The organism is Streptomyces pilosus (genome assembly GCF_014649835.1).
Classification (GTDB): Bacteria; Actinomycetota; Actinomycetes; order Streptomycetales; family Streptomycetaceae; genus Streptomyces; species Streptomyces pilosus.
This window is the reverse complement of record NZ_BMTU01000004.1, coordinates 344,807-359,179: the sequence shown is the minus strand read 5'-3', so window position 1 is coordinate 359,179 and position 14,373 is coordinate 344,807. Positions and strand designations below refer to the sequence as shown.

14 protein-coding genes and 1 riboswitch are annotated in these 14,373 nt (G+C 73.2%); of the genes, 7 read left to right on the top strand and 7 right to left on the bottom strand.

What is annotated here, in order from left to right:
- Nucleotides 1–6: 6 nt before the first annotated feature.
- Together IE118_RS12725 and IE118_RS12720 are read right to left on the bottom strand one after the other, a co-directional pair.
- Nucleotides 7–423: an energy-coupling factor ABC transporter substrate-binding protein gene (locus tag IE118_RS12725; RefSeq protein WP_189557910.1), complete on the bottom strand. Its 417-nt coding sequence runs from the start codon at nt 421–423 to the stop codon at nt 7–9.
- A complete protein-coding gene (locus tag IE118_RS12720; RefSeq protein ID WP_189557909.1) occupies nt 420–1,130 on the bottom strand; it encodes an energy-coupling factor ABC transporter permease in 711 nt (236 codons plus the stop codon). The genes IE118_RS12725 and IE118_RS12720 overlap by 4 nt, the downstream gene beginning before the upstream one ends.
- A gap of 30 nt (nt 1,131–1,160) precedes the next feature.
- Nucleotides 1,161–1,343: riboswitch (cobalamin riboswitch) on the bottom strand.
- Between the two features lie 202 nt (nt 1,344–1,545).
- Here IE118_RS12720 and IE118_RS12715 point away from each other — a divergent pair.
- From IE118_RS12715 to IE118_RS12695, 5 genes are all read left to right on the top strand, one after another.
- On the top strand, nt 1,546–3,135 hold the full coding sequence (locus IE118_RS12715; RefSeq protein WP_189557908.1) for an ABC transporter substrate-binding protein: 1,590 nt from the start codon (nt 1,546–1,548) through the stop codon (nt 3,133–3,135).
- A gap of 20 nt (nt 3,136–3,155) precedes the next feature.
- Complete coding sequence (locus IE118_RS12710) at nt 3,156–4,124, top strand: ABC transporter permease (protein WP_189557907.1); 969 nt, start codon at nt 3,156–3,158, stop codon at nt 4,122–4,124.
- A 122-nt stretch (nt 4,125–4,246) separates the two neighbouring features.
- Entirely contained in the window at nt 4,247–5,101 is an 855-nt protein-coding gene (locus IE118_RS12705; protein WP_189558164.1) for an ABC transporter permease, read from the top strand.
- A 179-nt stretch (nt 5,102–5,280) separates the two neighbouring features.
- Complete coding sequence (locus IE118_RS12700) at nt 5,281–6,291, top strand: ABC transporter ATP-binding protein (protein WP_229846795.1); 1,011 nt, start codon at nt 5,281–5,283, stop codon at nt 6,289–6,291.
- A complete protein-coding gene (locus IE118_RS12695; RefSeq protein WP_189557906.1) occupies nt 6,284–6,961 on the top strand; it encodes an ABC transporter ATP-binding protein in 678 nt (225 codons plus the stop codon). The genes IE118_RS12700 and IE118_RS12695 overlap by 8 nt, the downstream gene beginning before the upstream one ends.
- A gap of 117 nt (nt 6,962–7,078) precedes the next feature.
- Here IE118_RS12695 and IE118_RS12690 read toward each other — a convergent pair whose 3' ends face one another.
- The gene (locus IE118_RS12690; protein ID WP_229846786.1) at nt 7,079–8,179 is read right to left on the bottom strand and encodes a hypothetical protein; all 1,101 of its coding nucleotides are present in this window, start codon (nt 8,177–8,179) and stop codon (nt 7,079–7,081) included.
- 127 nt (nt 8,180–8,306) lie between these two features.
- Here IE118_RS12690 and IE118_RS12685 point away from each other — a divergent pair, with 127 nt between their 5' ends.
- Together IE118_RS12685 and IE118_RS12680 are read left to right on the top strand one after the other, a co-directional pair.
- Nucleotides 8,307–8,816, top strand: coding sequence for a hypothetical protein (locus IE118_RS12685; RefSeq protein ID WP_189557905.1), 510 nt, complete (start codon nt 8,307–8,309; stop codon nt 8,814–8,816).
- Nucleotides 8,817–9,057: 241 nt separating this feature from the next.
- Nucleotides 9,058–10,380 carry a hypothetical protein gene (locus IE118_RS12680; RefSeq protein WP_189557904.1) on the top strand — a complete coding sequence of 441 codons (1,323 nt, stop codon included), beginning with the start codon at nt 9,058–9,060 and terminating at the stop codon, nt 10,378–10,380.
- 362 nt (nt 10,381–10,742) lie between these two features.
- Here the strand turns inward: IE118_RS12680 and IE118_RS12675 are convergent, their stop codons facing one another.
- The 4 genes from IE118_RS12675 to IE118_RS12660 are packed head-to-tail and all read right to left on the bottom strand — an operon-like array spanning nt 10,743 to nt 14,252.
- Nucleotides 10,743–12,632, bottom strand: a complete 1,890-nt coding sequence (locus IE118_RS12675; RefSeq protein WP_189557903.1) for an ABC transporter ATP-binding protein — start codon at nt 12,630–12,632, stop codon at nt 10,743–10,745.
- The gene (locus tag IE118_RS12670) at nt 12,629–13,183 is read right to left on the bottom strand and encodes a TlpA disulfide reductase family protein (RefSeq protein ID WP_189557902.1); all 555 of its coding nucleotides are present in this window, start codon (nt 13,181–13,183) and stop codon (nt 12,629–12,631) included. Before IE118_RS12670 ends, IE118_RS12675 begins: the two co-directional genes overlap by 4 nt.
- On the bottom strand, nt 13,171–13,710 hold the full coding sequence (locus IE118_RS12665) for a S26 family signal peptidase (protein WP_189557901.1): 540 nt from the start codon (nt 13,708–13,710) through the stop codon (nt 13,171–13,173). The genes IE118_RS12670 and IE118_RS12665 overlap by 13 nt, the downstream gene beginning before the upstream one ends.
- Nucleotides 13,707–14,252: a MauE/DoxX family redox-associated membrane protein gene (locus IE118_RS12660; RefSeq protein WP_189557900.1), complete on the bottom strand. Its 546-nt coding sequence runs from the start codon at nt 14,250–14,252 to the stop codon at nt 13,707–13,709. The genes IE118_RS12665 and IE118_RS12660 overlap by 4 nt, the downstream gene beginning before the upstream one ends.
- Nucleotides 14,253–14,373 lie beyond the last annotated feature (121 nt).

Below are 14,373 nucleotides of genomic sequence, written 5' to 3'. Positions count from 1 at the left end.
GGCCGGTCAGACCGTCCGTCCGGCGCCGGCGCCGGCGACGTCGTCGTCCGGGCCGGCACCGGCACCGGCACCGGCACCGGCACCGGTACCGGAGCCCGGGTCCGTCCCGGCCCGTTCGCGCTCCCGCGCCTCGCCCTGCCGCCGTCCGCGCCGCAGTCCGAAGTAGTACGCGAGGACGCCCGTGCCGATCGCCGCCTGGAGGGCGAACAGGGCCGACTCGACCTCGCCGGAGGGCGGTTCGTACAGCGGGGAGAACCACGGCTCGTAGTCCGGGTCGATCTCGGTGATCGCCGTCTCCGCCTCGGCGTCCGCGCCGGCGAACGGCTCCTCCTTGTGGTCACCGAGCCCGAGCGCCAGCGGCAGCACGGCGAGGGCGGCCACCAGGAGCAGCAGCAGGCCGTTGATCTTCGCGTTGCGGCTCATCGGGTCACCGCCCCGGCCGGCTCCGCCGGCTTCCGCCCGGCCGCCGTCGTCACCAGCACCCCGAGCCGGGTCAGCTCGCCCTTGCTCGACTGCACCAGCATGCGCATCACCAGCACGGTCAGCAGGCCCTCGCTCACCGCCAGCGGGATCTGCGTCACGGCGAAGATGGAGCCGAACTTGCCGAGCGCGCCCACGAATCCGCTGCCCGGGTCGGGGAAGGCGAGCGCCAGCTGCACGCTCGTCACGCAGTACGTCGACAGGTCGGCGGCGAACGCGCCGAAGAACACGGCGGTCATCAGCGGCACACCCGTGCGGCGCAGCAGCCGGTAGACGCCGTACCCGGCCCACGGGCCGACGACCGCCATCGAGAAGACGTTGGCGCCGAGCGTGGTGAGCCCGCCGTGGGCGAGGAGCAGCGCCTGGAACAGCAGGGTGATGGTGCCCAGCACCGCCATGACCGGCGGGCGGAACAGGATGGCGCCGAGTCCCGTACCGGTGGGGTGGGAGCAACTTCCCGTCACCGACGGCAGCTTCAGCGCGGACAGGACGAAGGTGAACGCTCCCGAGGCGCCCAGCAGCAGGGTGCTCTCGGGGTGTTCCCTCACTTCACGGATGAGCGACCGGGCTCCGTGGACGACGAACGGCGCCGCTGCGGCGCCCCAGGCGACCGCGTGCGCCGGTGGCAGAAAACCCTCGGCTATGTGCATGGCTCAGCAGACCCTCTCCAGCACCTCGTGGATGGTTGACGCGCCTTGGCCGGTCTCCTGGCTGACGGGTACCACCGCCCGTGCCCCGCCTTCCCGGGTTCCGAAGAACCCAGTGGCTGCCCGTGAGGGCCGGAGCCGGACTTCCCGATCACAGTGGCGAGGGCCGCACCGGTATCGCACCGACTTCCCGTCACCAAGGCGTGGTGACAGTAGTGCCCGTACCGGCCGGGTGACAAGCGGTCACCGAGGGCGTGCGGGCGGCGCCCGACGGCTCACGGCACCGCGCACACCTGCGTACTCGGCACCGGAGGCGCCGTCCGGCAGAAGGGGGGACTGGGGGACCGCCGTGCTGGGCAGACCCTTGCTGCAACTAATATGCAACAGCGATATCAGGGCACGATGGATGTGAGGTTCGATGACGACCCGACGAATACGGGGCGCCGCCGCCGCGATGGCGATGGCCGGAGCGGTCACCGCGTGCTCGGCACCGGGCAGCGGCGACGCGGACGGCGGCACGGCCGCCGAGTCCGTGGTGATCGGGGTCTCCTCCGAACCGGACACCCTCAGCCCGCTGCTCGGCTACGGCAAGGACGGCAACTCGAAGATCTTCGACGGGCTCCTCGCCCGCGACGCCGACCTGAGCCTGAAGCCCGCCCTGGCGAAGGCGCTCCCCGAGATCACCGACGGCGGCCGCACCTACACGTACACCCTCCGTGACGGCGTGAAGTTCAGCGACGGCGAGCCGCTGACCGCCGACGACGTGGTGTTCACGTACCGCACCGTCCTGGACGACAGGACCAACAACACCGCCAAGAGCGAACTGGACGCGATCAAGGAGGTCAAGGCGGACGGCGACGACAAGGTCGTCTTCACCCTCGACTACCCCTACGCGGGCTTCGCCGCCCGCACGGTACTGCCCGTCGTCCCCGAGCACGTCGCGGGCGAGCAGGACCCCAACACCGGCGCCTTCAACACCGAGCCCGTCGGCACCGGGCCGTACGTCCTCACCGGCTGGAGCAAGGGCGAGAAGCTCACCTTCAAGGCCAACCCGGACTACTGGGGCGGCGCGCCGAAGGTGAAGAAGCTCACCATGGCGATCATCGCCGACGACGACGTCCGCGCCACCCGGCTGCGCTCCGGCGACCTCGACGGCGCGACCCTGCCGCCGAACCTCGCCGCCACCTTCAAGGACGACGACGGCAGGAAGACCCACCGGGCGACCTCGTACGACTTCCGCGCGGTCACCCTGCCCACCGGCAACCCGGTCACCGGCGACACCGCGATCCGCCGCGCCCTCGACCTCGCCGTGGACCGCGAGGCCATGGTCGACAAGATCCTCGACGGCGCCGGCCGCCCCGCCTACGGCCCCCTCCCGGTCGACGACCCCTGGTTCGCCGAGGACGTCGAACGCTCCCAGGACCTCGCCGAAGCCGGGCGGCTGCTGGACGAGGCCGGCTGGAAGCCCGGCAAGGACGGCGTCCGCGCCAAGGACGGCCGCTCCGCCCGCTTCACCCTGTACTACCCCTCCGGCGACAAGGTCCGCCAGGACCACGCCCTCGCCTACGCCTCCGACGCCAAGAAGGCCGGCATCGACGTCCGGGTGGAGAGCGCCACCTGGGAGGTCATCGAACCCCGGATGAAGCAGGACGCCGTCCTCGCCGGCTTCGGCTCCACCGGCGACCCCGACTTCGGCCTCTACACGCTGCTGCACTCCTCCCTCGCCGGGGACGGCTTCAACAACATGGCCCGCTACGACAACCCGGCCGTGGACGAGGCCCTGGACACGGGCCGCCGCAGCCAGGACCCGAAGGCCCGCAAGGCCGCCTACGACGGTCTCCAGCGCGAGCTCGTCAAGAACCCCGGCTACACCTTCCTCACCCACATCGACCACCTGTACGTCCTCGACGACCGCTGGAAGGACCTCACCACCCAGACCGAACCGCACGAGCACGGCTTCGCCAGCGGCCCCTGGTGGAACGTCGAGGACTGGCAGCCCGCGGCATGAGACGTGCTCCCTGGGGAGCGATGGCACGGCTCACGGCACGGCGTGCGCTGTACGCCGTGCCGGTGCTCCTGATCGTCACCTTCGGCGTCTTCGCCGTGGCCGCCGCCTCCCCCTTCGACCCCGTCAAGGCGTACGCGGGCACCGCCGCGCTCGGCGCCGACCAGGAGACCCTGGACCGGCTGCGGGAGAACCTCGGTGCGGACCGGCCGTTCACCGCCCGCTGGTGGGACTGGCTGACCTCCGCCCTCGGCGGCGACTTCGGCCAGTCCACCGTCATGCGCCAGCCGGTGGCCGAGGTCATCGGCGAGCGCCTGGTCTGGTCGGCGCTGCTGTGCGCCGTCGCGTTCGCCGTCGCCGTGCTGCTCGGCACCGTCCTCGGCGTGCTCGCCGCCCGCCGCCCCGGCTCCCTCCTCGACCGCGCGGTCACCTCCCTCGCGTACTCCCTGGAGGCGGCCCCCGTCTTCTGGATCGCCCTGCTCGCCGTGTGGCTGTTCGCCCTCGAACTGGACGTCCTCCCGGCCGGCGGCCTCACCGACACCGGTGCCGACCGGGTCACCTTCGGGCAGGTCACCCGTCACCTGATCCTGCCCGCCGGCGTGCTCGCCGTCTCCCAGCTGCCCTGGTTCACGCTCTACGTGCGTCAGGGCGTCGGTGACGCCCTCGCCGAGGACCCCGTCCGCGGGGCCAGGGCCCGCGGCCTGAGCGAGCGCACCGTCCTGCTCGGACACGCCCTGCGCTCCGGGCTGCTGCCCGTGCTCACCCTGATCGGCTCCCGCGTCCCCGAACTCATCACCGGCGCCCTGCTGGTGGAGAGCGTCTTCAGCTGGCCCGGCATCGCCGCGGCCACCGTGGAGGCGGCCACCGCCGTCGACTTCCCGCTGCTGGCCGCGCTCACCACCCTCGCCACCGCCGCCGTCCTCGCCGGAAACCTCCTCGCCGACCTGCTCTACGGACTGGTCGACCCGAGGGTGCAGCTGAAGGAGATGTGACCGCCGTGGCCGACCCCACCGTCGCCAAGACGGACCCCGCCGTCACGAAGACGGACCCCGCCGTCGCCGGTACGGACCCCGCCGTCACCAAGACGGGCACGGCCGGGCGCGCAGCCCTCACGGTGTGGCACGCGCACGGCACCGCCCGCCGCTCCACCCACACCCTGCGCCTGCGCGTCTCCGCCGGCCTGGTCGCCGTGACAGCCCTCGCCGTCCTGCTCGTACCGCCCCTGGTCCAGCTCGACCAGCAGGCCGTCGACCTGGCCGCCAAACTCCTGCCGCCGAGCTGGGACCATCCCTTCGGCACCGACGACGTGGGCCGCGACCTGCTGCTGCGCTGCGTCTACGGGCTCCGGGTCTCGCTGCTGGTGGGCGTGGTGGCCGCGCTCACCGCGACCGTGATCGGCACGGCCGTCGGCGCCGCCGCCGGAGCGCTCGGCGGCTGGGCGGACCGGCTCATCATGCGCCTGGTCGACACCCTGTCCTCCGTGCCGCACCTGCTGCTCGGCATCTTCATCATCGCCATGTTCCGGCCGGGCGTCTGGCCGGTAATCGTCTCCGTCGCCCTCACCCACTGGCTGTCCACCGCCCGCATCGTGCGCGCCGAGGTCCTCTCGCTGCGCTCCCGCCCCTACATCGACGCGGCGGTCTCCGGGGGCGCGTCCCGGTGGCGGGTCACGGTCCGGCACCTCCTGCCCGGCGTGCTGCCGCAGGCCGGCCTTGCCGCCGTCCTGATGGTCCCGCACGCCATGTGGCACGAGTCGGCCCTGTCCTTCCTCGGCCTCGGCCTGCCCACCCACACCGCCAGCCTGGGCACCCTCATCCAGGGCGCCCGCGGCTCCCTGCTCGCCGGGCAGTGGTGGCCCACCCTGTTCCCCGGCCTGTTCCTGATCATCCCCACCCTCGCCATCGCCGGCCTCGCCGGGGTCTGGCGCGAGCGGATCAACCCCCGCCGCCGATCGGAGCTGATGCTGTGACCGAGCGACCCTCCACCCCGACGTCCGGCACCACCACCGAGCCGCCCCCCGAGCCGCCGGCCACCGCCACCACGCCCGCCGCCGGCACCGAGCGCGTTCCCGCGCCCGGTGCCGCGGAGTCCGGCGCCGTGACCGGGCCGGGTCCTGTGCCGGTGTCCGAGACCGGGGAGGCCGGTGCCGTGACCGGGCACCTCCCCGCGCCCGCGGCGGCTGCCGGGCCGGCCGGGCGGGCCCCCGTGCTGTCGGTGCGCGAACTGTCCGTCCGCTTCCTGCTGCCCGGCGGCCGCCGGATCGCCGCCGTCACCGACGCCCACTTCGACGTGGCACCGGGGGAGTGCCTCGCCCTGATCGGCGAGAGCGGCTGCGGCAAGTCCGTCCTGGCCTCGGCGCTGCTCGGCCTCCTCCCGGCCAACGCCCAGACCGCGGGCAGCGCCCACCTCGGCGACCTGGACCTGCTCACCGCCGGTGAACGCACCCTCGCCCGCACCGTACGGGGCCGCCGCATCGGCCTCATCCCGCAGAGCCCCGCCGCCCACCTCACCCCCGTCCGCACCATCCGCTCCCAGATGGAGGAGACGGTCGCGCAGCTCACCGGCGAGCGGAACCGTTCCACCCTGCGCACCGCCGCCGAACAGGCGGCCGGGCGAGCCGGGTTCCCCCTGGACCACCTCGACCGCCACCCCCACGAACTCTCCGGCGGTCTCGCCCAGCGGGCCGCCACGGCCCTCGCCCTGATCGGCGACGCCCCCCTGCTCCTGGCGGACGAGCCCACCACCGGCCTGGACCGCGACCTCGTGGACCGCACCGTCGACGAACTGCGCCGCCACGTCGACGCCGACCGCGCCCTGCTGATCATCACGCACGATCTGGCGGCGGCGGAACGCGTCGCCGACCGGGTGGCCGTCATGTACGCGGGCCGCATCGTCGAGATCACCGGGGCGGACGCCTTCTTCGGTGCTCCCGGTCCCCGCCACCCCTACAGCCGGGGCCTGCTGGAGGCCCTCCCCGACCGCTCCTTCACGCCCATCCCCGGACTGCCCCCCGAACTCGGCAGCCTCCCCGACGGCTGCGCCTTCGCCCCCCGCTGCGACCGCGCCACGGGCATCTGCGCGACCCTCCCGCCCCTCACGGATTCGGTCGCCTGCCACCACCCGGCCCCGGCCCGCACCCCGGAGGACCTCCGTGCTTGAACTGCACGCCATCACCGCCGGCTACGACCGCCGCGCCCCCGTCGTACGCGACGCGAACCTCACCGTCGCCCCCGGTGAGGCCGTGGGCCTGCTCGGCCCCAGCGGCTGCGGCAAGTCCACCCTCGCCCGGGTCGCCGCGCTCCTGCACCGGCCCGACTCCGGCCGGGTCGTCCTCGACGGCACCCCCGTCCACCGCTACCGCCACCGCGCGCCCCGCGCCCGGCGCACCGCCATCGGGGTCGTCTTCCAGCAGCCCCGACTCTCGGCCGACCCCCGCCTGCGCCTCGCCGACCTGATCGCGGAGCCCCTGCGGGCGACCGGCCGGCGTGCGTCGGCCCCGGCCCGCGTGGCCGAACTCGCCGACACCGTCGGCCTGACCCCGGACCTGCTCACCCGCCGCCCCCACGAGGTCAGCGACGGCCAGCTCCAGCGCGCCTGCGTCGCCCGCGCCCTGGTGCTGCGCCCCCGCTGGCTGATCTGCGACGAGATGACCGCGATGCTCGACGCGTCGACCACGGCCGCGCTGGTCCGTGTCGTGGAGGACTACCGCACCGCCACCGGGGCCGGCCTCCTCGCGGTGGGCCACGACCAGACCCTCATCGACCGCTGGTGCGACCGCACGGTCCACTGGGACACGGTGACGCCGGCCGCGGCGAAGACACCCGCCTGACCCCCGGCCGCCACCCGCCGCCCGTCCCACCCGTCCCATCCGGCGTACGGTCCGGGCCGCCCCCGGCCCGGACGGCCCGGGGGCGGCCCCGGACCGTACGCCCGACCGCCGGTTCCGCTACGCGACCGGGAAGTCCTCTTCGAACTCCCCCTCGAACTCCTCTTCCCCGAAGGCCGCTCCGGCGGCACCGCCGAAGAAGCCCTCCATGAGCTCGTCGATGCGCACCTCGGTGGCACCCGCCGGCGCCGTGGTCTTCTTGCCCGTGCCCACGCGCAGCACCAGCGCCAGCTTCTTGACCTTCGCCGTCTCCGCCAGCTTCGCCAGGTCCACGGAGACCTCGGTCAGCTCCCCGTTCTTCAGCGTGAAGTCGGCGGTGACCTTCTCGTTCGGGGCATCCGCGAAGTCCTTGGCCGTCGGCAGTTCGGCCATCTCCGGCAGCTCCTTCTGCAGCGGCCGGAGTTCGTCGAACAGCTCGGTCATCAGCGTGCGGAAGGGCGCCGTGGCCTTGATGTGCTCGGTGCCGTCCGACCCGCCGGAGGTCTTGAAGTCGACCTCGGCGGCGATCACCTGGCGCAGCGCCTCGGTGAGCTTCTTCTGCGTCCTGGCGTCGAGCGTGGGCTCCGCCGAGGGCTCCTCACCCCCGGGACCCGCCGGACCGCCGGCCTTCTCCAGCTCCTTCGTCGACAGCTTGATCCACTCGCCGGCGAGCAGCTTCTTGAACGCCCCCGCGCTGTCCGGGAGTTCGTCGGCCGACGGCATGGGGGCGCCGGACATCCTGCCGAGCGCCTCCGCGTCGACGCGCGCGTAGGTGTAGTCGCCGACCAGCCGGTACTCGAACAGGTCGCCGTCCGCGTTGCTGAACTTCATCGCCATCGCGCTGAAGTCCTTCTCGCCGGACTTCTCCAACGGCTTCTTCGACGTCACCGACACGGAGATCTTCGCCCCGCTGAGCAGCTCGGCGACCTCGTCGGTCATCTTGTCGCCCGGCTCCGCCAGCTCCGCGTCCAGCGCCTTCAGCGACGCGACGTCGGTGTCCAGGTCGAGCTCGAAGGAGAGCGAGCGCTCCTCGCCGAGCTTGTCGAAGGCGTTGTCCAGCTTCTGCCCGGCGGACAGGTTCTCCACGGTGCCGCAGGCGGCGGAACCGGCCAGCACCGCGGCGGCTACGGCGGTGGCGGTCAGGGTCTTGCGTATGGCGGTAATGACGGTCTCCTCGTACATGCGACCAAGGCGGTCACCGGAGAAGACGGACCAGGCCCTCGAACGGTTGTACGTCGAACGGAGATTGGGATCCGAACGGCGAGGGGGGACGACATCGGGCGCGTCCGCGACGGGCATATCTGACAACATGTCTACACATGCCACGGCGTCGGCCGGAGTGCAGGTCTGCTCCCTGAAGCGGGACACCCCGCAGACGGTCCCGGCCAACAGCCCCTACACGGTGATCCGGTTCCCCTTCGGGACCGCGGAGTCCTACGACGTCTTCACCATGCACCAGGTCAACCAGCCGGACGGCTACACCGTCACCAGCTGGGACACCGACGCCCGCTCCGGGCTGATATGGCCCAGCACCGCCGGGTGGGGCGACCTCTACGCGATGATCCAGTGGGAGGCGGGCGGCTACGACGAACTGCGCGACCAGTTCGTCCGCGACCCCCTCGGTCTCACCCCCACCCCCAACGACACGACCGCGACGGAGCACCGGCCGCCGAGCATCGGCATGCAGTGCTGGACGAAGCAGTGGGGCATCTTCGTCGACCCGGCCGTCCCCCTCGCCCTGCGCGCCACCCACGACGACAGCGTGGCCCGGAAGATCGTCCTGGCCGAGTTCAAGCTCGTCATCCACCCGACCGCCTGACCGGCCCCGCCCTCCCCACGACCCCGTGCCGGTAGCTCATCGCATCCGGATGCGCACCGTGGCGTACGCGTAGGCCTCACCCTGACGTGGCGCGCGATTGCCGAAGACGAACGGCGTCCAGCATGGCTGCCGCGGTGGGGACGACGCCGGACAGCCGAGTGACACACGGCGTCGTGATTCGGCGATACCGTTCTGCTGGGACGTCAGACGCAGGCTGACGTGGGGATGAGTCGGGGGGACGATGATCGACTATCGCAAGACGCCGAACGTTCCGGTCTGGACGCTGGCGACAGGTGACGTCCAGGTGCCGGCGGTGATCGGGGACGGGCCGATGACGACCGAGCGGCTGGCCGAACTGCGCGGGGTACTGGCCGCGTTGGCCGACCAGCCGATCGCCACGCTCGAGGCGCACCCGCTGCCCGACAAGCTCGACCGCAGCAAGGGCATCCCGCTCGATGCCGCCAGCCCATTGGCGCAGCACCTGTCGCAGCTCCTCACGCAGTCGGCGAAGGCCTCCGCCACGGCGGCCAAGGCCACGGCCTCCGGCGAAATCCTGTGCCGCATGGTGGTCCCGGCGAAGGTCGCCGCCGAGTTCGGACAGGGGCTGGTGCGCTGGATGGAGCCGAAGGGGTCCACGGGCGAGTTCTACGGCACCCTCGTGCATGCGGCGACGGGCCAGATCGCCGCCAAAGCGACACTTGTGCCGGTCAGCGGAGCGGCGGCGGCGGGCACGGTCGGCGGCGCGGGTGCGACCGCCGGCGCCGCGGCCGCGGGTGGCGCGGTGCTCACTGTGGCCGCTCCGCTCGTGCTGATGGCGGTGGCCGTCGGGGTGAGCGCGCACGCCGACCGCAAGCGGCAGCAGGCCATCGCGCACATCACGGACCTGCTGGAGCAGCTGCAGGCCGACAAGCTCGACGACGAGCACAGCGCACTCAACGGCTGCCGTCCCGCCGTCGACAAGGCCACGGCCATCCTGCTCGACCAAGGCAAGCTGGGCGTCTCGCTGGGACTCGACTCGGCGGTACACACCATCGACACGGCACTGAGCAAGGCCGACATCCGTCTGGCCCGTTGGCGGAGCGCGCTCGGCAAGCTGCCCGCCGGCGAGCCCGTCGAGATCGGCACGCTGGCCGATTCGTTCCCCGGCGTGGACGACCAGGGCGGTACGTTCCGCACCCACCTCGAACTGGCCTCGCTGGCCATCGCGCTGAAGCGGCGCGTCAACGTCCTTCAGGCGGTGGAGCGAGCCCAGAGCGAGCCCGACAACCTGTTCGAGAATTTCGCCCGCGCCCTGAAGGATGACGAACTGCGTCTCGAAGCATTGGAGTCGGGCATCGCCAGTGTGCTGGTGCGCCTGTCGACGCTGGAGCTGGCGCGCCCCAACAGCAAGCGCCCCGTCTTCACGACCGGTGAGGTCGACCGGCTCCTGCGCGCGTCATACCAGATCCGCCGCCTGGGCGACGGCGTCGCACTCAACGGCCGCCCGACGGACGTGGCGATCGAGATCGCCCGCGACCGGGACGGCTCGGTGGTCGTGTTCCCCGCGCTGCCCGTGGAGGCCTAAGGGCAGCGGAGTAAGGGTGCGGCCCCAGCGCGGTCGCGGGCGAAGGCCCTGAATATCGTTCCGCGACTCAACCCGGCGCGGTTGGCCGTCGAAGTGATCAGGGACTGGTGTCGAGCAGGTCCGCCCGGACGGTCCTGCCGCCAGGCGGCTGGACAACACAGTCCCACTGTCGGCCCATGTGGTGCCGGGGGTCGGGCCGCGTCCGGTGGTGCTGAGTGGTCCGGTGTCCGCGGGGGGCGGGGGCGGGGACGCGGTCCGTGGAGGAGGCGGCGAAGGTCTGGTGAGCACCGCCGCTCCGCCCTCGTGCCCGCGCCGACCGGGCCGGGTCGGGCGCCGTCGGTTCCACCATGGTGCGGGAGGCGTCAGCGGTGGTAGCCGTCGGCCTGGACGGTGAAGAGCCGGGCGTACGTGCCGTCCTCGTCGAGCAGTTCCGCGTGGGAGCCCTCCTCGGTGATCCGGCCCCCGGCCAGCACCACGATCCGGTCGGCGTCCCTGACCGCGCCGAGCCGGTGCGAGATCAGGAGACTGGTGCGGCCCGCCCGGTACCGCCGGAGCCGCAGGTGGATGTCGTGCTCGGCCTCCGCGTCCAGGCCCGAACTCGGCTCGTCCAGGATGAGCAGGTCCGGGTCCGTGCGCAGGAACGCCCTGGCCAGGGCGAGGCGTTGCCACTGGCCTCCGGAGAGCAGGGCCCCGGCGTCGTCCTCGGCGCCGCCGGCGGCGAAGACGCGGCTCAGCATGGTGTCGTACCCGTGCGGCAGCCTCGCCACCACGTCGTGCGCACCGGCCTCCCGCGCGGCGGTGGCCAGCCTCGCCGGATCACCGAGCGCCCGCACGTCACCGACGGCGATGTTCTCCCCGGCGGTGAGGTCGTAGTTCATGTAGTCCTGGAACACCGCGCCGAGCCGGCGGCGCAAGGCGTCCACGGGTACCCGGCGGATGTCGACCGCGTCCCACAGGATCTCGCCCCGGGTCGGGTCGTAGAACCGGCACAGCAGCTTGACCAGGGTGCTCTTCCCGGCGCCGTTGTGCCCGACCAGGGCGACGGCCGTGCCGCCGGGGATGAACAGGTTCACGCCGCGCAGCACCCAGGGGCTGTCGTCGCCGTACCGGAACCAGACGTCGCGCAACTCGATGCCCCGGCGCAGTGCGGGGAGCCGGTCCAGGGGAGTGAGGCCGGCCGGCGGCCCGAGATCGGGGTCGGCCCGGAGGACCGCCATGTAGTGCTTCATCAGCAGGAGTTGGTGGTGCCCGTCGGCGAGGGAACCGACGAGGCCGGACAGCGCGCCCTGCACGCCGACGACGGCGGCCACGAACATCGAGACGTCGCCGACCGTCAACCGCCCCTGCCGCGCCGCGAGTACCGCCCAGACCAGTCCGCCGCCGGCGACGAACGCGCCGAGCAGGGCGAGACCGGACTGGGTGACGAGCTCCCTGCGCTCCACTGCTTGCCGTTCGGCGTCGGCCGTGCGCCTTTCGTCGAGCATCCGCTTCTTGAAGAAGTCCCCGGCCGCGAACAGCCGGATCTCCTTGGCCGCGTCCAGGCTCGACAGGAGGGACTGGTAGAAGAACTCCCTGCGCTGCGCCGAGCTGATGCGCCAGGCGCTCTTCGCGCGGCGGCGGGACAGCCGGAGCTCGGCGACCAGCGCGGGCACGGCCGCCGCGACGACGAGCCCGGTCATCGCCGGGCTGATGACGAAGAGCGCGACGACGAACCCGACGACGCCCAGGGTCCCGCCGGCGATGCTCAGCCCGGTCTCCACGACGCGGCCGACGGTCTGACTGCCCGCGGACTGGGCCATCCGCAGCCGGTCCTGGAACCGCGGATCCTCGAACCTGGCCAGTCCGCCGAAGGAGTTGACGGCCGTGAAGAGCCGGTCCACCGCCCGCGTCCCCGCCGCCCGGTTGAGCCGTGCGCCCAGGTACTGGCTGACATGCGGCAGCAGTGCCGCCATCAGCCCCAGCGCCCCGAGCCCCAGGGCCAGCCCGAGCAGAGTCGCCTGGCCGGCACCGGTCAGCCGGTCCAGGACGAGCCGGGTGAGCCAGGCCACGGCCACGGGCACCCCGGCGGCAGCCACGGCGACGGCCACGAGGCCCGTCAGATGCGCGGGCGCCGACCGCCAGGCGAGCGCCGCCGCACCGCGGGCGGCGGCGACCGCTTCGCGCGGCGCGAGCTGCTCCTTCCCGCCGTCCGCGCGACGCCCCTCGTCGCCGCCGGTCCGCCGGCCCGGTCCCTTGCCGGTCCGCCCGCTCATGCACCGGCCCTCGTCGGGTGCGGAACGCGGAGCAGGGCGCGGCCACTGTCCGCGATGCGGCCCTCGCGGCCCATGCGGACGCCGGTCGGCATGCCCTGGATGTCGAAGGCCCGGGCCAGTTCGCCGTCGAGGCGCGTCACGACGACCGTGGCCACCGGCGACAACGCGGCGACGAACGCGTCGGGCCGCGCTCCGTCGTCCTCGTTCAGCACCACGGCGGCCAGGACCCGGCCCGGTCCCGCCGCCCGGGCCGACTCCACCACGCTCGGCAGGAGTTCCTCACAGGGAAGGCAGCCCGGGGACAGGAACGCCACGAGCATTCCCTCGCGCAGGCTGTCCCTGGTCAACGGCCTGCCCTCGGTGTCGTGCGCGGAGAAGCCGCCGACGCGCTGACCGACGGAGAGTCCCGAACCCTGGAACGGGTCGCCCTTCGCGGCGGGCGGGGAGCCGTCCCGCTGGGCGCGCAGCCGTCGGACGACCCCCAGGGTCAGTATCAGATTGGCGATGCTCAGCAGGCCGAACAGCGTCACGACGGCGGTCAGGTACGCCATGGCGGGTTGATCCTTCCGGGAACGGTCCGGCCGTCGTGGCCGGGCGGTGGGAGGGGACGGCCGTCACCGGCCGCCGCGCGCGGGAGCCGGCGGACGACGACGCCGAGGAGCTGGCCGGAGGTGAAGTAGCCGCAGTGGCGGGAGTCCAGGCTGCGCCGGGGATTGTCCCCGAGCAGCACGAGTCGTCCGTCCGGCACGCGGTCCTCGGCCAGGACCCGCAGCGCGGGCCCCGCGTCCTTCGGCACGCGGTCCCCGGGGACGGCGGCGGCACGTTTGATCAGCCACGCGGGCAGGGGGAGGTGGTTCCAGCGCTCACCGGTGGGTGGCCCGGACACGACGAGCTGGCCGCTGCGGACCGCGGCGAGCCGGGTGCGGCGGACCACGACCCGGTCCCCGTCGGCGAGGGTGGGGGTCATGCTGTCGCCCTCCACGGTGACGACGACGTACCGGCAGCGGACCAGCGCGACCGCGCCGGCCACCGCGCACCCGACGCCGAGTGCCGTGAGTACGGCGGGAGCCCACGTCATGCTCCGGCCTCCTCGATGTCCACCGGGCCCCACAGGTGGGCCAGGTCGTCGAGGGTCACCGTGAACAGCGCCAGGAGTGCCCCGCCGCCGACGGCCAGGAGCAGTCCCGCCGGTGAGCCGGCCGCCGTCTCCGCCGTGGTGAACCCTCCCACCAGTCCGGCGAGGGCCACGCCCACCAGCAGCACGTTGCGCGCCACGTGCCGGGGGGCCACGGGTTCCGAGCCGCCGAAGCAGTGGCAAGCGGCGCTTCCCTTCCGCCGCACCACCCCGGCCAGGGCGAGGGTGAACACCAGGAGCAGAGCCGTGGCCGTCGCGAAGCCGAGGTTCACGGTCGCGGGGACGACGAGCGCCGCCGGCACGGCTGCCTCGGCGGCGATCACCAGGGGCGCCACAGCCTTCGTCCCGCGCCGCAGGGGCGGGGCGAGTTGTGCCACGGCGAGCCGGAAGGCCTGGTACGCCTCCGCGGAGCGGACCTTGCCGACGACCGAGCACAGGAAGACGAGGCCCAGCAGGACCCGGCCGCTGACGATCACGTAGTTCATCGGAACGAGAACCCCTCCCGTCGACTGAGCACCTGGGGCGCTGGGGCGCTGGGGCGGAGGACCGGCGGGTCCCCGCGGACCGGCTCCGCCCGGTGTGGGCCGGGCGGAGCCGGTGCCTTGC